Source organism: Roseinatronobacter domitianus (genome assembly GCF_023336755.1).
GTDB lineage: Bacteria > Pseudomonadota > Alphaproteobacteria > Rhodobacterales > Rhodobacteraceae > Roseinatronobacter > Roseinatronobacter domitianus.
In genome coordinates, this window is the sequence record NZ_JALZWP010000014.1 from 38330 (window position 1) to 55215 (window position 16886).

The window sequence follows — 16886 nt, forward strand, 5'->3', positions numbered from 1 at the left end:
ATACAGGAGCGCCGCTCATGTCGAAACCTCTTATGGCCAAGGCCACCGCCGTGTGGCTGGTGGACAACACCACGCTCAGCTTCAAGCAGATTGCCGATTTTTGCGGCCTGCACGAATTGGAAGTGCAAGGTATTGCCGATGGCGATGTCGCCGGCGGTGTCAAGGGCTTCGACCCGATGACCAATAACCAGCTTGACCAGATCGAAATCGACCGCGGTGAAAAAGACCCGCGTTATGCGCTCAAGTTGAAGTATAACCCCGCCTCGGAGGGTGAAGAGAAGCGCCGCGGGCCGCGGTACACGCCCTTGTCCAAGCGTCAGGACCGCCCGGCTTCCATCTTGTGGTTGGTCAAGTTCCATCCCGAATTGGCCGATGCGCAAATCCGCCGTCTTGTGGGCACCACGAATTCCACCATTGCCGCGATCCGCGAGCGCACGCATTGGAACATTGCCAATCTGCAACCTATTGATCCGGTGGCGCTTGGGCTGTGCAAGCAGTCTGAACTGGACGCAGAGGTGCGCAAGGCGGCTGACAAGCTGGCCAAGGAAGGCCGCGTCATGTCCGATGATGAGCGCCGGAAACTGGTATCGACCGAGCAATCTTTGGAAATGGACCCGGACCCGAAAATGCCCGCCGGGATTGCCGGGTTGGAGAATTTCTCGGTCAGCGATATGAAATCGGAACAGGAAGAGCAGAAATCATCCGCCGATTATTCGGATGCAGACAGCTTCTTCAACCTGCCTGATGAGGATGATGAAGACGAGGATGAAGAAGACGACCGCACATCGCGTTGAGCGGCTTTTCCCTGCCGGCAAATCGCGCTAAGCGGGGGCGAAAACAGACCAACAGGCCGGGGACAGACCCATGAAATTCACCATGTCATGGTTGCGGGACCATCTAGAGACGTCCGCCACTCTGGATGAAGTGCTTTACGCGCTGACCGATCTGGGGCTGGAGGTAGAGGGCGTCACCGACCCTGCCGCCAGTTTGGGTGCCTTCACGATTGCCCGCGTGATCGAGGCGGTTCAACACCCCGATGCCGACCGCCTGCGCTTGTGCCGGGTCGAGGCTTGGCCGAACGGTCCTGACGCCGCCTCGGAAGAGGTGCAGGTGGTATGCGGCGCGCCCAATGCACGCACAGGGTTGGTCGGCGTGTTTGCGCCCGTCGGCACGCATGTGCCGGGCACGGGTGTGGACCTGAAACCGGGCGTCATACGCGGGCAGGCAAGCAATGGGATGCTGTGTTCCGAACGCGAGCTGGAACTGTCGGAAGATCATGATGGTATAATCGAGCTGCCTGAGGATGCGCCGCTGGGCGTGCGATACATAGACTATGCCGGGCTGAATGATCCGGTTATCGAAATCGCGATCACGCCCAACCGCCCGGATGCGCTGGGCGTGCGCGGGATTGCGCGTGATCTGGCCGCGCGTGGGCTTGGCACGCTGAAGCCCTTGGCGGTGGAGCCGGTGGCCGGGACCTTCCCGTGCCCCATTGGCGTGCAGATTTCGCCAGAGTTGAAGGACAAGGGCTGCCCCATCTTTGCCGGTCGCCTTGTGCGCGGGGTGACCAACGGCCCCTCGCCCGACTGGTTGCAAAAACGGCTGCGCGCGATTGGTCTACGGCCCATTTCGGCGCTGGTGGACATAACCAATTTCTTCACTTTCGACCTGAATCGCCCGTTGCATGTGTTCGATGCGAGCAAGGTGCAGGGTGCGTTGCGCATTCACCCGGCGGCAGGTGGCGAGCAGTTCCTTGCGCTTGATGACAAGACCTACACGCTCGGCGCTGACCAGATGGTTATCTCCGACGATAACGGCGTTGAAAGCCTTGCCGGTGTCATGGGCGGCGCGGCCTCTGGCTGTTCCGGGGACACCGTCGATGTGTTCATCGAATCCGCCTACTGGGACCCGATCACCATTGCCGCCACGGGCCGCGCGCTGAAAATCAATTCCGACGCGCGCTACCGGTTCGAGCGCGGCGTAGATCCGGCCTTTACGCTGGACGGGTTGGAACTGTCCACGCGCATGGTGATGGACCTGTGCGGGGGGGAAGCGTCTGAAGTGGTCGTTGATGGCACCATCCCCGACACTGCGCGCAGCTACACGTTCGACCCCGCCCGCGTTGGGTCGCTGGTGGGTATGGATATTCCCGAAGCCACGCAGCGGGCAACACTGGAAACGCTGGGCTTTACGCTGCAAGGCAATCAGGCCAGCCCGCCAAGCTGGCGGCCCGATGTGTTGGGCGCGGCTGACTTGGTCGAGGAAATCGCACGTGTCGCATCTTTGACCAAACTGGAAGGCAAGCCTTTGCCACGCCCGCAAGCCGGTGTGCCCCGCGCGATCCTGACGCCGTTGCAAACGCGCGAGCGGGCTGCGCGGCGAATGCTGGCGGGGTTGGGATATAATGAATGCGTCACATATAGCTTCATCGACGCGGACAGTGCGGCGTTGTTTGGCGGCGGTGCGGATGCCACGCGTCTGCAAAACCCGATCAGCTCTGAAATGACGCATATGCGCCCTGACCTTTTGCCGGGGCTGTTGCAAGCGGCCGCCCGCAACCAGGCGCGCGGGGCGATGGATTTGTCTTTGTTCGAGGTCGGCCCTGCATTTGCAGGCGGCGAACCGGGTGAGCAGCAAGTGCAAGCCGCAGCCATCTTGGTTGGTGCCAATACGGGGCGCGACCCGCATGCCAGCCGCCGCGTGGTGGACCTGTATGACGCCAAAGCCGATGCCGAAGCAGTGCTCTCGGCCATCGGTGCGCCGTTGAAAATGCAGATCAACCGCAACATGCCGGGTTGGTTCCATCCGGGGCGGGCCGGTGTCTTGTCGCTGGGGCCAAAACTGCCGCTTGCGATCTTTGGCGAAGTTCACCCGCGCATTATTCGTCATTACGGGTTGAAGGGCGCTGTCATGGCGCTGACCGTGATGGTTGAAAACCCGCCCCGTCCAAAGGCGCGCAAGACTGCCCGTGGCGCGCTGTCCGGCAACCGTCTGCAAGCCGTGGAACGCGATTTCGCCTTTGTGCTGAATGCAGATGTCGAAGCGGCGCAGGTCGTCAACGCCGCGATGGGGGCCGACAAGGCGCTGATCGCTGATGTGCAGGTGTTCGACGAGTTCACCGGCGACAAGGCTGCGGCGCAGCTTGGCGAGGGGCGCAAGTCTCTGGCGATTGCTGTGCGTCTGCAACCGGGCGACCGCACGCTAACCGATGAAGATATCGAGGCGGTCGGCGCCAAGATTATCGCCAAGGTCGAAAAAGCCACTGGGGGCACCTTGCGAGGGTAGCGGCAAACACTCGACATCCGTGGCAAGGGGCTTTACCCCAAAAGCACAACCTGAAGCCGGGGACCGTCCATGATCGACATCACGACAACCGCTCTGCCAGAGGTCAAGGTCATTACGCCTCGGCGGTTTGGCGACGCGCGTGGCTGGTTCAGCGAAAGCTGGAACCGCAAGACACTGCTGGCCGCCGGGCTGGACTTGCCCGAATTCGTGCAGGACAATCATTCCTTGTCGGCGCAAGTGGGCACGCTCCGGGGGCTGCATTTTCAAAGCCCGCCCCATGCACAAGGCAAGCTGGTGCGCTGCGCGCGCGGTGCGCTGCTGGATGTCGCGGTTGATGCGCGGCGCGGTTCTCCGCGTTACGGGCATTGGGTGGCCCATGAATTGTCTGAAGACAATGGTCGCCAGCTTTGGGTTCCGCCCGGATTTTTGCACGGGTTCGTCACGCTGATGCCCAATACAGAGATTAATTACAAATGCACCGACCATTACGCGCCCGAATGCGATGGCGCGGTTTTGTGGAGCAGTCTTGGCATTGATTGGGGCGTGGACGCACCGACCCTGTCTGACAAGGATGCTGTTGCAACACCGTTCGACACGTTCGAGTCGCCATTTGACTACGAAGGATAGGATTTGAACATGAAGCTGTTGGTGACGGGCGGGGCAGGGTTCATCGGCTCTGCCGTGGTGCGGCTGGCGGTTGCGCGCGGTCATTCGGTCGTGAACCTGGATGCGCTGACCTATGCCGCCTGTCTGGACAACGTGGCCACAGTGGCGGATAATCCGCGTTACAGCTTTGAGCAGGCCGATATCCGTGACCGTGCCGCGATGGACCGCATTCTGGCACAGCACAAGCCCGATGCGATCATGCATCTGGCCGCCGAAAGCCATGTTGACCGGTCCATAGACGGTCCGGGCACGTTTATTGAGACCAATATCACCGGCACCTACACACTTCTGGAAGCCGCGCGCGCCTATTGGGTGGCGCAGGGCCGCCCCAGCAGTTTTCGCTTTCACCATATCAGCACGGATGAGGTGTTCGGCAGTCTTGGTTCAGAAGGGCAGTTCACCGAAGAGACGCCCTATGACCCGCGCAGCCCCTATTCGGCCAGCAAAGCGGCGAGCGATCATCTGGTGCAGGCATGGCACCACACTTACGGCTTGCCGATTGTTCTGACCAACTGCTCTAACAATTACGGCCCCTATCATTTCCCGGAAAAGCTGATCCCGGTCATCATTCTGAATGCGCTGGCGGGCAAACCGCTGCCGATCTATGGCGACGGGTCCAATGTGCGCGACTGGTTGTATGTCGAGGATCACGCCGATGCGCTTCTGCTGGTGGTGCAGCAGGGCGCGGTTGGGCGCAGCTACAACATTGGGGGCGAGAATGAGCGCAGCAATCTGGATCTGGTGCGCAGCTTGTGCGGCATTCTGGATGAGTTGCGCCCCAAGCCGCAGGGCAGCTACGCAGACCAGATCACTTTTGTCACCGACCGCCCCGGCCATGACGCGCGCTACGCGATCGACCCCGCCCGCGTCAGCACGGAACTGGGCTGGCGGCCCTCGGTCACAGTGGAAGAAGGGCTGCGGCGCACTGTCGAATGGTATCTGGCCAACGAAGGCTGGTGGCGCGCCCTGCAAGAGCGCTCTGGTGTAGGCGAACGGTTGGGGGTCAAGTCATGATCCTTGTCTTTGGGAAAACAGGGCAGGTTGCCACCGAAATTGCCCGCTTGGCACCCGAGGCGCTTTGCGTTGGCCGTGACCGCGTTGACTTGGCCGACCCGGATGCGTGTCGCGATCTGGTGCTTGATGTGGCGCCAAGCGGCATCATCAACGCCGCCGCCTATACGGCTGTGGACCGCGCCGAAGAGGACGAGGCGCTTGCCACCCGCATTAACGGCGATGCCCCTGCTTCTATGGCGCAGGCTGCCGCGCGGCTGGGTGTGCCTTTCGTGCATATCTCGACCGATTATGTGTTCGACGGCGCGGGAGAGCAGCCTTTCACGCCGGAAGATCCGACCGCGCCCCTGGGTGTTTACGGGCGCTCGAAACTGGTGGGCGAGCAGGGCGTCACGGCAGCTGGTGGCGCAGCCGCTATTTTGCGCACATCCTGGGTGTTTTCGGCGCATGGCAACAATTTCGTCAAGACCATGCTGCGCCTTGGCGGCGATCGCGACAAGCTGACAGTTGTGGCCGACCAGATCGGCGGCCCAACGCCCGCGCGTGACATTGCTGCGGCTTGCCTGACCATGTTGGATGGTTTGCGCGAAGACCCTGGCCGCGCGGGCCTATACCATTTCGCAGGTGCACCCGACACAAGCTGGGCCGGGTTCGCGCGTGAGATCATGGCACAGGCCGGGCTGGCCTGCGTGGTCGAAGATATTCCAACCAGTGCTTATCCGACCCCGGCGCGCCGCCCGCTGAATTCGCGGATGGATTGCGCAAAACTTGCGCGTTTCGGGCTGGAGCGTCCGGATTGGCGCGCGGGGCTGGCCCTTGTCCTTGCAGAGCTTGGAGCAAACACATGACCACTCGCAAAGGCATTATTCTGGCTGGCGGAACCGGGTCGCGGCTATGGCCGATCACACAGGGCGTGTCGAAGCAGCTTATGCCGGTTTACGATAAGCCGATGATCTACTACCCGCTTTCGGTGCTGATGCTGGCAGGCATACGCGAGATCGCGATGATTACCACGCCAGACGATCAGGCGCAGTTTCAGCGCCTGCTGGGGGATGGCAGCCAATGGGGCATTGCGCTGGAATGGATCGTGCAGCCAAAGCCCGAAGGGCTTGCGCAAGCCTATGTGCTGGCAGAGGATTTTCTTGCCGAAAACCCCTCGGCCATGGTGCTGGGCGATAATATCTTTTACGGCCACGGCCTGCCAGAACGGATGGCCCGTGCAGATACGCGCGGTGGCGGGACTGTGTTTGGCTATCGGGTCAGCGACCCCGAACGCTATGGCGTTGTGGGGTTTGCAAGCGATGGCACGGTCAATGAGATTGTCGAGAAACCTGACGCCCCACCGTCCAACTATGCTGTCACTGGCTTGTATTTCCTTGATGAAACCGCGCCGGAACGTGCGCGTGCGGTGCAACCCTCGGCGCGGGGCGAATTGGAAATAGCCGATCTTCTGGAATCTTACCGCCATGATGGCGCGCTGAATGTCGAACTTATGGGGCGCGGCTATGCGTGGCTGGATACGGGCACGCATGCCAGCCTGCTGGATGCCGGAAACTTCGTGCGCACGCTTCAGGACCGGCAGGGAACGCAGGTCGGTTGCCCAGAGGAAATTGCCTTCGAGAATGGGTGGCTGTCCGTTGAAGGATTGCGCGCGCGCGCCGATCTGTATGCCAAGACCGGCTATGGCGCTTATCTGCGGGGGCTGGTGCGGTCCTGAGCGATGGGGCTACCACTCTGGTTTTTCGAAGTGATCTATCAGGAAATCCAGCAAGCAACGCAAGCGCGGTTGTATGTTGCGCCCCGGTAGAAACACCGCATGAAAGGCGGCGTCATCTTGTTGCGTGAACTGGTCCAGCAGTGGCACCAATTCGCCACGGGCAATGGCAGGTTTGGCAAGATGCTCGGCGCAGCGCATGATCCCGACACCGTCCCGGCAAAGCTGAAACATAGCCATGCCGGTATTGCAGCGCACACGGCCTTTGGCCTCGTGGCGGTAGGGGCCGTCCGGCGTTTCGAACTGCCACAGGTTCAGATGCGTGCGCGCGCCATCCCAGCACAGGCTGGGAAAGGCCGACAAATCCTCTGGCCACTGGGGCTGCCCGAATTGCGCAACCAGTGACGGCGCGGCGACGACAATACGGCGTAAAGCGCATAACCGCCGGGCGCGCAGGGTCGAATCCGTCAACTGCCCCATGCGAATGGCAAGGTCGATCCGATCTTCGATCAGGTTGACGCTGTCATCGGTGAGCACAAGGTCAAGGTCGATCTTTGGGTGCTTGGCCAGAAAGCTAGGCAAGATCGGTGTGATCCGGTCCAGCCCAAAGGCCAGCGGGGCAGAGACCCGCACCAACCCCGCCACCTGCTCGGCGCTGGTTTGCAAGGCAGCCTCGGCTTGCTCGACGCCGTCGATGGCACTGCGGCAGCCGTCAAGATAGACCCGCCCCTCTGGTGTCAGGGAATGACCGCGTGTCGTGCGGTGTAAAAGCCTTGCGCCCAGCCGATCTTCCAGCCGTGCAATTGTCTGGCTGACGAAGGGTTGACTGACCCGAAGCGCCTGCGCCGCAGCGGTGAAGCCGCCAGATTCGGCAACCGCCGAAAAGACGCGCATGGCCAGTAACCGGTCATCTTTCATGTCAGCCCCTTTCGCCGCGGCGATAAGTGTCATTGCGGATGTATCATTGACCGCACGGCCCGCTGCCCGCGATACTAATGGCAACGCAACTTTGTCCGAAAGGGTTTGTCATGCTTGATCTTGGAAACCGCATCTCGATCTATCAGCCCGAACAAGAGGGGCTGGTGTTTCCCGAGCTTCCCGAGTTCGCTTCCATCGAAGAGGAGCGCCGCCATCGCAAGGAACGTCTTGTGGCAGCGTGCCGCGCCTTTGCGCAGGCCGGGTTCGATTACGGCTTCGCCGGGCATCTGACCGTGCGCGACCCTGAACGCCCGGAGCTGTACTGGACCAACCCCATGTGCGTGCATTTTGCCAAGGTGAAGATGTCCAACCTTATCCTTGTGGATCATGAGGGCAAAGTGATCGAAGGCAAATATGCCGTGAACCGTGCGGGGTTCGTGCTGCACGCAAATGTGCATGAGGAGCATCCCGACATCATCGCGATGTGCCATGCGCACACGGTTTACGGCACGGCTTGGTGTGCCACGGGCCGCCCGATTGAACCGATCACGCAGGATGCCTGCGCATTTTTTGAAGACCATGTCATTATTGGCGACGAAGCCGGTGCGGTTGCGGTGGAAAATCACGCGGGCAGCAATGTGGCCAAGGCGTTCAAGGGCGTGAAAGCTGCCCTGCATCAGAACCACGGGCTTTTGACCGCCAGCCGCCATAGCATCGAATCGGCTGCGTTCTGGTTCATGGCGCTGGAGCGGTGCTGCCAGCAGCAATTGGATATTGCGGCCTCTGGTATTCAGCCGACCTACATTCCTGCCGACCGCGCGCGGTATTCGCGCGAACATGTTGGCAGCGATTATATTGGCTGGCTGCATTTCCAGACCATCTGGAACCAGTTGGTAGAAGACCAGCCGGATATGTTTGATTGAGCATCGCTTTGCCGGCTGCGATCCCGAATTGCCCCGCGCGTTGCGGGGCTTTTCGGGGCCATAAAACGCGCTAGCGGGTCATATGCTCAAAGGCTGGATGCGTCCGGAACCGCCATGCCCGCCGGGGGCCAGCCATCACGTTGAGATAATACATCTCTACCCCGTGTGGTGCGGCGCAAGGATGATGCCCGCGCGGCACCAGAACGACATCATGATCCGCCGGGGCCATGGTTTCATCCAAGCTTAGGTCATCGGTAAAGACCCGTTGAAGGCCAAAGCAATCCGACGGGTTCAGCCGGTGATAATATGTCTCTTCAAGATAGGTCAGGTTGGGGTAGTCATCTTCGTCATGGCGGTGCGGCGGATAAGATGACCAATGCCCGGCAGGTGTGAACACTTCTGTCACCAGCAAGCTGTCGGCCACATCGCGCCCCTCCATCGCAATATTGTTGATATAGCGGGTATTGCTGCCGCTGCCGCGCACCTCTAGCGAGATGCCATCGGGGCCGAGAACCTGAACAGGTCGCCCGCCTGGGCTGGGCGCAGTGCAGACGGCCAGCGTGGTTTGCGTTGTAGCGCGGGCTTGCCAAGGGGTAGCCGGGGGAACATACACGCAATGCGGTGCGTTGCGCTCGAATACGTTCAGCCGGCCGCCCATTTCGCCAAGGCTTTCGCCATCTGCGGTGATCTCGGCGTGGCCTTCGACCAACACAAGGATCGCTTCACGCCCTTCAAGCTGGCCCGTTGCCACTTCGCCGGGCGCAAGCCGCCACAGATCGAACCCGACAAAGTGCCAGCCTGCGTCTTGGGGTGTGATTGCGTGGATGTGCCCAGTTTTTGCTGTGGGCTTGCGCAGCAGGCCTGCCATCAGACAGTTCCGCCCAGTGAACCTTCAAGCGCGACCATCTCCTGACCGCCTGCCATCATGTCTTGCAGTTCTTCGGGGGTGATGTGTCCGCGCTGTGCTGTGCCCAATGTCTTGCCCCGGTTGAGGACCGTGAACCGATCACCAACGGCCAAGGCATGACGCACGTTATGCGTGATGAAGACAATGCCGATTCCGGTCTTGCGGACTTTGTCGATGGTGGACAGAACATTGGCGGTCTGGCGCACGCCCAACGCGCTGGTCGGCTCATCAAGGATCAGCACTTTCGCGCCGAAATGCACCGCGCGGGCGATAGCCACGGTCTGACGCTCGCCACCCGACAAGGTGCCGACAGCTTGGTCCGGAGAGCGCAGGTTAATGCCCAGTTTGCGCATCTCCTCCATCGTTACTTCATTGGCCGTTTTGAAGTCCATGAACTTGAACGGGCCAACCCGTTTGATCGGTTCACGACCCATCCAGAAATTGCGTGTGACACTCATCAGCGGTATCATCGCAAGGTCCTGATAGACCGTGGCAATCCCTGCTTCCATCGCGTCACGGGGGCTGTCGAAATTCATCTGGCGGCCCTCGAACAGGATCTCGCCTTTAGTGGGTTTATGCACGCCCGCCATTGTTTTGATGAAAGTCGATTTGCCCGCGCCATTATCGCCAAGCAGGCAATGGCACTCTCCTGGGCGAATATCGAAGCTGACATCGTTCAGCGCGATGACCGGGCCGAAATGCTTTTCGATATTGCGCATTTCGACAACGGGGTTGTGATCATAGGGTTTCATCCTAGCGCTCCCCTGTGATGATGCGGCGGATGTAGGTGTTCAGGATGACCGCAAATAGCAGTATGACGCCCAAGAAGACCCGGAACAGGCTGGATTCGACACCGGCGAAGAACAACCCTTGTTGCACGACGCCAAAGATCAAAGCCCCAAGCGCGGCCCCGACGACCGACCCATATCCGCCGGTCAGAAGCGCGCCGCCAATAACCACCGCGATGATTGCTTCAAATTCTTTAAGCAAACCGCGATCCGCGCCCGCAGAGCCAAACTCCATCACCTGACAGGTCGCAAAAACACAGGCGCAGAACGCGGTGAACATGAACATCTGTATTTTCACCCGGTTGACCGGCACACCCACATAGCGTGCTGCCTGTGCGTCACCGCCCGATGCGAATATCCAGTTTCCGAATTGGGTGCGCGTCAGCACGATATGGGCGACGATCATCAACCCAATAGCCCAGACAATCAGCATGGGAATTCCATCGACAATGGGCTCGCCCATGCGATTGCCGCGGGTGAAGACGCCGATCAGCTCCATTTCCGCCAACCAGTTGAAAAGACCGTTGCCAATTTTTCCGCCGAACAGCGGTGCCAGCCAGTCGCCCTCGGCCCGTTCGGAAATGCCGCCGATAATTGTGCGCCGTTCGATCAGTTGCGGAAAGAAAATCGTGAAACCGCGCAGGATGAACAGGAAAGCCAGCGTCACGATAAAGCTTGGCAGGCCCGTGCGCACAACAATGATTCCATTCAGGGCCCCCACGGCTGTGCAGAGCGCAAATGTCAGCAGAATCGCGACCCAGATAGGCCATTGCAACGTGACCGATATAAGCGCGATCGACATGCCGGCAAAACCGATCATGGACCCGACGCTCAAGTCAAACTCGCCTGCGATCATCAGCATGCAGGCACCCACAGCGATAATCATGAACTGGGCCGAAACAGTTGACCAGTTCAGAACGCCCTGCGCGTTGAACATGCCACTGTCACCGGCAAATATTATGAAAAACGCGAAAACCGCTATTGTGCCTACGATGGCGCCCAGCTCTGGCCGGATAAGGGCTTTTCGCAGCTTTGAGGTTTCTTTGATGCGTTCGTCAACGGCCGCGTCCGTGCTGGACATAGCTCACGCCTCCTGTTCGGCAGAAAGAGAACAATAAGTGAGGAAGTGGGCGCTAGAATCAGCGCCCACTCAAGAAGCATCGGAACTTTACCGGTATTCGCCAGCCAGTTCGGCAACCAAGTCCAGCGCATCGGCAGTCACGAAGCCTGGGCCAGAGTTGATGTTGTTGCCAGGAAGCACGCCATAGCGATGATAGTTGGTCATCACGACGACCGGCAGATAGGCTTGCAGGAAGGGCTGCTGGTCAATGCCCCACTGGATCACGCCGTCGCGGATTGCATTCACGATGTCACCGCCCAGATCGAAAGTGCCGAAATAGATTTCCCCGGCAAGACCGATCTGCTCCAGCGCCAAAATCGTCGGGTCGGCAGAGGTTGGGCCAAGCGTCAGCACGGCGTCCGTGTCGGGGTTCGCGTTCAGATACGCGGTAACGCGGTTCTGGATTTCGCTCGGGTCTTGGCCGCTGTCGATCATCTGGTTGCCCAGATCAACGCCCAGACCGTCAGCGAAACCTTGGCAGCGCTCGGTCGAGGATGGCGACGAGATGTAATGGTTGACGCATAGGAAGCTGGAAACGCCATCGCCCGCGGCGCGTTGCCCGGCAGCGAAACCCGCGTCATATTCAGGCTGGCCCACATACATCAACGCGCCAAGTCCGCGCGCGGCATCTGGTGTGCCCGAATTGATGATGATGACGTCAATGCCAGATTCGACAGCCGCACGAATTGGCCCTGACAGAACATCGGGGTCCGCCAGCGTGGTGATGATGCCGTTTGGCCCGCTTGCCGCTGCTTGTTCAATGATGCGGGCCATGTCTGCCAAGTCACCGGTGGGCGGGTTGCGGTATTCAACCGTCACGTCCATTTGCTCGCCTGCAAGCGCCAGACCATTCTTGATCGTGTTCCACCAGCTGTCGCTGTCGGGCGCATGGCTGACCAGCACATAGCGCTCGCCTTCGGCCATGGCGGTGCCAGCACCCAGCAGCGCGGTCGCCGCGACGGCGCTGACCGCAAGTGTCTTGATTGTTGTTTTCATGATGTCCTCCCAAACATGTTTCGGGCAAATGCAGGCGCGCGCCTTCAAGCCCTGAGCAGACTGTAGTCCCGAATCGATCTTTTTGCAACCGGTTGCAAAAAGATTTGGGAAAATGGTATATTTCGAGCGATCGTGGTCTGTAGTAAACTGCGTGCAAATTAATTGGACTTGGAAAAATGGCGGTGACTCTCAGAGACGTGGCGGTCCGCGCGGGTGTCTCGCGTTCTGCGGTGTCGCGCACCTTTACCGAAGGGGCCTCGGTGTCGGCCAAGACCCGCGCCAAGGTAGAGAAAGCGGCCGCAGAACTTCGTTACAGCCCCAATGCGATCGCCTCTTCATTGACCACGGGCCGCACCAAGCTGATCGGGCTTGTCTCGAACAACTTTCACAACCCGCTGTTTCTGGAAGTATTCGATCTGTTTACTCGAGGTCTGCAAGAACGCGGGCTGCGGCCTTTGCTGGTCAACCTCAGCAATGAAACAGATCCCGCGAATTCTGTCAGAATGCTGCGGCAATATTCTGTAGACGGGGTGATTGTCGCCTCCTCGACCCTGCCGCCAAGCTTTGCAGAAGCGTTCCGTGATGCGGGCGTGCCGGTCGTCCATTCCTTTGGCCGCTACACTACAAGCCCGCATGTGCATGTGGTTGGCATTGATAACATCGCCTGCGGTCGTATGGCCGCCGAAGCGCTTATCGCGCGCGGGCATAGGTCTATTGCCTTTCTGGGTGGCCCCGAAAAGGCAACTTCAACCCAGGATCGGGCGGGCGGGTTCCTTGATGCTTTGTCCCGCCACCCCGACATCAAAGTCGGTATCAGTTACGCCAGCGCCTATTCGTTCGATGCTGGCCGTGCAGAAATGCAGCGCCTTTTGCAAAACACCCCGGCAGAGGCGTATTTCTGTGGGGATGACGTGCTGTCCATCGGGGCGTTGTCTGCCATCCGTGATGCGGGCCTGCGTGTGCCTGATGACATTGGCATTATCGGTCTGAACGATATGGAAATGGCGCGCTGGGAAAACATCAACCTGACAACGATACGTCAGCCCGTCGCCCAGATTATCGGCGCCTCTATTGATCTGGCGGTCGAAACCATTCAAAACCCCGACCGCCACCCTGAAACACGTCTTTTTCCATGTCGCGTCATTGAACGCGGCACTTTACGACCCGTAAGCCCAATGCAACCCTAGCAGGGTGCCTGAGAGCGTGGCGCGTTCGTTGGCATTCACTTGGCCCACTCTAACCGTTTGGGAACGCTTGCCTTTTTGCGCGACCTGCTCTAGCGGAACATGGGCGGCCTTGCATCGACCCACGCGCCCGCTGATTTGGCCGATGTCACCGCCGCATAAACTGCCGCCATCGAGCGCAGGCCATCATCGGCCAAGGGCAAGCCGTCGCGCCCCTCTCCCCTTATGGCGGCGGCCAGATCGACGTAGATATTCGCCACAGCCAGCGGGAAACCTTCGGGATGGGCAATTGCGACACGACTCAGCCGCGCGGCGTCGCTGCTTAGACCCGCCTCACCTTTTTCCATGATCTGCGTGCGGCCACCGACAGGTGTGTAATACACCTGATTTGGTTGCTCGGACGCCCATCGCATTCCGCCTGTTTCGCCAAAGACCTGTATATCAAAGCCGTGCTGGCGGCCTATGGCGACAGAAGATGTCCAGAGCCGCCCGACCGTGCCACTCGACATGCGGAAATTGACCATGGCGTCATCTTCCAGAACGCGGCTGGAAATGGTCGAGGCAAAATCAGCCGAAACGGTTTCGACCTGGTCGCCAGTGATGAAGCTGGCCATGTGCAGCGCGTGAATGCCGCAATCGGCGAACTGGCCCGACACGCCCGCCATTGCCGGATCATAGCGCCAGCGCACGCGCGGGTTATCGGCATCGGTGGCGTCGCCGTGGTGGCCATGGCTGAAATTCGTGACCACCAGCCGCACGCGACCTATCTGCCCGCTGCGCACCATCTCGCGCATCTCGCGCACCATTGGATAGGCTGAATAGCAGTAATTCACCGCGCAAATCTTGCCCGAGGCACGCGCCACGCGCACGATTTCTTCGCCTTCTTCCACCGTCATTGTCATGGGCTTTTCGCAAAGCACATGAAAACCGGCTTCCAGAAACGCTTTGGTGATCTCGAAATGTGTCGCGTTTGGCGTGGCGACTGTGACCAGATCAATGCGGTCATCACGTCCACGCTCGCCCGCCAGCATTTCGCGCCAGTCGCCATAGGCGCGGTCTGGCGCTACGCCAAGGCTCTGTGCATAGGCGCGGCCTTTCGCAGCATCATGGTCTAGAGCGCCCGCCGCCAAGGTGAAATTGCCGTCCGCCAATGCGCCAAGCCGATGCGCTGGCCCAATCTGGCTGCCCTCGCCGCCGCCAATCATGCCCCAGTTCAGTTTCATGGATGGCTCCCTTAAAATCCGATGCTTTGCAGATACTCGCGGTTGGCGCGCGCGTCATCGACCGGAGAGACATCCAGCGTCGGGTCGCAATCCTGCTCGACTGTGCACCAGCCCTTATACCCATGATCCAGCAGCAACTGGCGCACCTTGGGGAAATCGACATCGCCATGGCCCAGATTGCAGAAAATACCTTGCCCGCAAGCATCATAGAAGCCGGTGCCTTTCGCAATCACATCGGCCTTGACGCTTGGCGATATGTCTTTGAAGTGCATGTAGGAAATGCGGTCCATATGTTTGCGCATGAAGGCAACGGGATCAAAGCCTGCATAGGAATGATGGCCGGTGTCGAAGCAGATTTTCAGAATGTCGTCTGGCACTTCATTCAGCAATCGCTCCAACTCTGGCTCGAAGTCCATGAAGCCGGCAGCATGGGCGTGTATTCCCACAGTCAGGCCATAGTCCTCGGCCCCCATTCGTGCGACATGCGCGATGCGGTCGCGAAAGGCTGCCCATTCAGCGGCATCCATTTGTTCGGCGTCTTCTGCGCGCCCTGCGGTCGGGGCGCGGCGCGACGAGATGGAATCGATCAGCACCAGATGTTGCGCGCCATGCGCCGACAGCGCCTTGCAGGTGCGGATCGCGCCGTCCAACACATTGTCCCATTGGTCGGGGTCGTGGAACGCGCGAAAGACCACCCCGCCGATCAACTCTAGCCCATGTTCGTCCAACGCTTCAGAAAGTTGCGCCGGGTCTTCGGGCATGAAACCCACGGGGCCCAGTTCGATGCCGGTGTAGCCTGCCTCCGTGCATTCTTTCAGCACGCGCCGCCAAGGCGGATTGCGGGGGTCGTCAGAAAACTCGACACCCCAGGAGCAGGGCGCATTGCCGATGCGAATTGACATGGATGTGGACCCTTTCAGTCTTTTGGAACGGAATGCCAGCGGCCATCCGTGGCCGAGGCAAAGGCGGTGTCAATCACCCGCGCCACGGCGAGGCCGTCGCGAAAGGTGGGCCAGACGGGGTCGCCTGTCTGGATAGCATTCAGAAAGTCGCGTGCTTCGATGATGATCTGGTCTTGATAGCCAGTGCCATGCCCCGGACCCTGACAAAATGGCAGGTAGTCAGGATGAGCGGGGCCTGTCAGAATTTTCGTGAAGCCGCGTTGCGCATCAGGCCCTTCGGCCAGATACAGCCAGACCGCATTCTGGTCTTCCTGGTCAAACCGGATGGCTCCTTTTGTCCCATGTATTTCGTAGGCATAGCCCATCTTGCGCCCGGTGGCCGCGCGGGAGAAATACAAATGCCCCATCACGCCAGAGGCAAAGCGCACCATCATCTGTCCGTGATCGTCATTATCCACGGGCACAGGCCCGTTGGGCCCGTCGCGCATTGGGTGAAGCGTTTCAATCCGTGCCGAAAGTTCTGTGATGTCGCCCATCAGCGCCAGCGCGCAATTGACCATATGAGGCGCCAGATCACCCATGCAGCCATTGGCGCGGTCATGGCAGCGCCAATTCGCCGCGATCTCTGGGTCTGCCAGGAAATCCTCGGTATGCTCGCCCCGGAACCACGTCAGATCGCCGATTGCACCTTCTGCCAGAAGTTGACGGACGAATTGCGTGGCCGGGGTGCGGATGTAGTTGAAGCCGATCATATTGGGCAGCTTTGCGCTTTCGGCGGCGGCAACCATCGCCTGCGCATCAGACACAGACGCCCCAAGCGGCTTTTCGCAGAATACGGGTTTACCAAGCGCGAAAGCGGCTGTCGCAATTTGGCGATGTGTGGCTTGTGGCGCGGCGATGACAATCGCCTCGACCTTTGGATCAGCCACAAGTGTTTGCCAGTCTGGGGCCGCGCGCGCAAAGCCAAAGGCGGCGCGGTATCGCTCTGATGATTCGGGGCTGGAAGCTGTGACCATTTCCAGCCGTGGCCTTAGCTGTGTGTTGAAAACTGCCCCCACGGCGGCGTAGGCTACGGCATGGGCTTTGCCCATATAACCCCCGCCAATCAGGCCGATCCCGATCTCTTGCATGATTCGTCCTTCGCTCTGCGTGACTCGGCTTGCAACCGGTTGCAAAACGGTTATCCTCTGCCTAGACATTGCGCAACCGGTAATCGCAAAACCCTGCGCAGATCGACGAGGGGAGAACA

16 protein-coding genes are annotated in these 16886 nt (G+C 59.9%); 8 read left to right on the forward strand and 8 right to left on the reverse strand.

Annotated elements, in window-relative coordinates; all coding sequences use genetic code 11:
- The first annotated feature begins 17 nt into the window (after positions 1-17).
- The 6 genes from M3N55_RS13090 to rfbA all read left to right on the forward strand — a co-directional run bounded on the left by M3N55_RS13090 (position 18) and on the right by rfbA (position 6679).
- A complete protein-coding gene (locus M3N55_RS13090) occupies positions 18-794 on the forward strand; it encodes a DUF1013 domain-containing protein (RefSeq protein WP_249059803.1) in 777 nt (258 codons plus the stop codon).
- A 70-nt stretch (positions 795-864) separates the two neighbouring features.
- Positions 865-3285, forward strand: a complete 2421-nt coding sequence (gene pheT, locus M3N55_RS13095) for a phenylalanine--tRNA ligase subunit beta (protein ID WP_249059806.1) — start codon at positions 865-867, stop codon at positions 3283-3285.
- A 69-nt stretch (positions 3286-3354) separates the two neighbouring features.
- Entirely contained in the window at positions 3355-3912 is a 558-nt protein-coding gene (rfbC, locus tag M3N55_RS13100; RefSeq protein ID WP_249059808.1) for a dTDP-4-dehydrorhamnose 3,5-epimerase, read from the forward strand.
- Between the two features lie 9 nt (positions 3913-3921).
- Positions 3922-4965 carry a dTDP-glucose 4,6-dehydratase gene (rfbB, locus tag M3N55_RS13105; RefSeq protein WP_249059810.1) on the forward strand — a complete coding sequence of 348 codons (1044 nt, stop codon included), beginning with the start codon at positions 3922-3924 and terminating at the stop codon, positions 4963-4965.
- A complete protein-coding gene (rfbD, locus tag M3N55_RS13110; protein ID WP_249059812.1) occupies positions 4962-5810 on the forward strand; it encodes a dTDP-4-dehydrorhamnose reductase in 849 nt (282 codons plus the stop codon). The genes rfbB and rfbD overlap by 4 nt, the downstream gene beginning before the upstream one ends.
- The gene (gene rfbA, locus M3N55_RS13115; protein WP_249059815.1) at positions 5807-6679 is read left to right on the forward strand and encodes a glucose-1-phosphate thymidylyltransferase RfbA; all 873 of its coding nucleotides are present in this window, start codon (positions 5807-5809) and stop codon (positions 6677-6679) included. The genes rfbD and rfbA overlap by 4 nt, the downstream gene beginning before the upstream one ends.
- A gap of 9 nt (positions 6680-6688) precedes the next feature.
- On the opposite strand, the gene M3N55_RS13120 is transcribed toward rfbA, so the two are convergent.
- The gene (locus M3N55_RS13120; protein WP_249059817.1) at positions 6689-7627 is read right to left on the reverse strand and encodes a LysR family transcriptional regulator; all 939 of its coding nucleotides are present in this window, start codon (positions 7625-7627) and stop codon (positions 6689-6691) included.
- A 77-nt stretch (positions 7628-7704) separates the two neighbouring features.
- Here M3N55_RS13120 and M3N55_RS13125 point away from each other — a divergent pair, with 77 nt between their 5' ends.
- Positions 7705-8517 carry a class II aldolase/adducin family protein gene (locus tag M3N55_RS13125; RefSeq protein WP_249059819.1) on the forward strand — a complete coding sequence of 271 codons (813 nt, stop codon included), beginning with the start codon at positions 7705-7707 and terminating at the stop codon, positions 8515-8517.
- Positions 8518-8587: 70 nt separating this feature from the next.
- Here M3N55_RS13125 and iolB read toward each other — a convergent pair whose 3' ends face one another.
- The 4 genes from iolB to M3N55_RS13145 all read right to left on the reverse strand — a co-directional run bounded on the left by iolB (position 8588) and on the right by M3N55_RS13145 (position 12328).
- A complete protein-coding gene (gene iolB, locus M3N55_RS13130; RefSeq protein ID WP_249059822.1) occupies positions 8588-9385 on the reverse strand; it encodes a 5-deoxy-glucuronate isomerase in 798 nt (265 codons plus the stop codon).
- Positions 9385-10176 (reverse strand): ATP-binding cassette domain-containing protein, encoded by a 792-nt coding sequence (locus M3N55_RS13135; RefSeq protein ID WP_249059825.1) that lies wholly within the window; start codon positions 10174-10176, stop codon positions 9385-9387. The genes iolB and M3N55_RS13135 overlap by 1 nt, the downstream gene beginning before the upstream one ends.
- A 1-nt stretch (position 10177) precedes the next feature.
- Entirely contained in the window at positions 10178-11293 is a 1116-nt protein-coding gene (locus tag M3N55_RS13140; protein ID WP_249059827.1) for an ABC transporter permease, read from the reverse strand.
- Positions 11294-11380: 87 nt separating this feature from the next.
- On the reverse strand, positions 11381-12328 hold the full coding sequence (locus M3N55_RS13145) for a sugar ABC transporter substrate-binding protein (RefSeq protein ID WP_249059828.1): 948 nt from the start codon (positions 12326-12328) through the stop codon (positions 11381-11383).
- Positions 12329-12504: 176 nt separating this feature from the next.
- On the opposite strand from M3N55_RS13145, the gene M3N55_RS13150 reads away from it, so the two are divergent.
- Entirely contained in the window at positions 12505-13515 is a 1011-nt protein-coding gene (locus tag M3N55_RS13150) for a LacI family DNA-binding transcriptional regulator (RefSeq protein ID WP_249059829.1), read from the forward strand.
- 89 nt (positions 13516-13604) lie between these two features.
- Here M3N55_RS13150 and M3N55_RS13155 read toward each other — a convergent pair whose 3' ends face one another.
- The 3 genes from M3N55_RS13155 to M3N55_RS13165 are packed head-to-tail and all read right to left on the reverse strand — an operon-like array spanning position 13605 to position 16767.
- Complete coding sequence (locus M3N55_RS13155; RefSeq protein WP_249059830.1) at positions 13605-14735, reverse strand: Gfo/Idh/MocA family protein; 1131 nt, start codon at positions 14733-14735, stop codon at positions 13605-13607.
- An 11-nt stretch (positions 14736-14746) separates the two neighbouring features.
- Positions 14747-15637, reverse strand: a complete 891-nt coding sequence (locus M3N55_RS13160; RefSeq protein WP_249059831.1) for a sugar phosphate isomerase/epimerase family protein — start codon at positions 15635-15637, stop codon at positions 14747-14749.
- A gap of 14 nt (positions 15638-15651) precedes the next feature.
- The gene (locus tag M3N55_RS13165) at positions 15652-16767 is read right to left on the reverse strand and encodes a Gfo/Idh/MocA family protein (RefSeq protein ID WP_249059832.1); all 1116 of its coding nucleotides are present in this window, start codon (positions 16765-16767) and stop codon (positions 15652-15654) included.
- Positions 16768-16886: the final 119 nt, after the last annotated feature.

What these genes read in the sequence shown, in the direction of transcription:
- rfbC (WP_249059808.1), top strand. Translation starts at nt 3,355, where the DNA reads ATGATCGACATCACGACAACCGCTCTGCCAGAGGTCAAGGTCATTACG.
- iolB (WP_249059822.1), bottom strand. Translation starts at nt 9,385, where the DNA reads ATGGCAGGCCTGCTGCGCAAGCCCACAGCAAAAACTGGGCACATCCAC.
- M3N55_RS13140 (WP_249059827.1), bottom strand. Translation starts at nt 11,293, where the DNA reads ATGTCCAGCACGGACGCGGCCGTTGACGAACGCATCAAAGAAACCTCA.
- M3N55_RS13090 (WP_249059803.1), top strand. Translation starts at nt 18, where the DNA reads ATGTCGAAACCTCTTATGGCCAAGGCCACCGCCGTGTGGCTGGTGGAC.
- M3N55_RS13155 (WP_249059830.1), bottom strand. Translation starts at nt 14,735, where the DNA reads ATGAAACTGAACTGGGGCATGATTGGCGGCGGCGAGGGCAGCCAGATT.
- M3N55_RS13125 (WP_249059819.1), top strand. Translation starts at nt 7,705, where the DNA reads ATGCTTGATCTTGGAAACCGCATCTCGATCTATCAGCCCGAACAAGAG.
- pheT (WP_249059806.1), top strand. Translation starts at nt 865, where the DNA reads ATGAAATTCACCATGTCATGGTTGCGGGACCATCTAGAGACGTCCGCC.
- rfbD (WP_249059812.1), top strand. Translation starts at nt 4,962, where the DNA reads ATGATCCTTGTCTTTGGGAAAACAGGGCAGGTTGCCACCGAAATTGCC.
- M3N55_RS13145 (WP_249059828.1), bottom strand. Translation starts at nt 12,328, where the DNA reads ATGAAAACAACAATCAAGACACTTGCGGTCAGCGCCGTCGCGGCGACC.
- M3N55_RS13160 (WP_249059831.1), bottom strand. Translation starts at nt 15,637, where the DNA reads ATGTCAATTCGCATCGGCAATGCGCCCTGCTCCTGGGGTGTCGAGTTT.
- M3N55_RS13150 (WP_249059829.1), top strand. Translation starts at nt 12,505, where the DNA reads ATGGCGGTGACTCTCAGAGACGTGGCGGTCCGCGCGGGTGTCTCGCGT.
- M3N55_RS13120 (WP_249059817.1), bottom strand. Translation starts at nt 7,627, where the DNA reads ATGACACTTATCGCCGCGGCGAAAGGGGCTGACATGAAAGATGACCGG.
- rfbA (WP_249059815.1), top strand. Translation starts at nt 5,807, where the DNA reads ATGACCACTCGCAAAGGCATTATTCTGGCTGGCGGAACCGGGTCGCGG.
- M3N55_RS13135 (WP_249059825.1), bottom strand. Translation starts at nt 10,176, where the DNA reads ATGAAACCCTATGATCACAACCCCGTTGTCGAAATGCGCAATATCGAA.
- M3N55_RS13165 (WP_249059832.1), bottom strand. Translation starts at nt 16,767, where the DNA reads ATGCAAGAGATCGGGATCGGCCTGATTGGCGGGGGTTATATGGGCAAA.
- rfbB (WP_249059810.1), top strand. Translation starts at nt 3,922, where the DNA reads ATGAAGCTGTTGGTGACGGGCGGGGCAGGGTTCATCGGCTCTGCCGTG.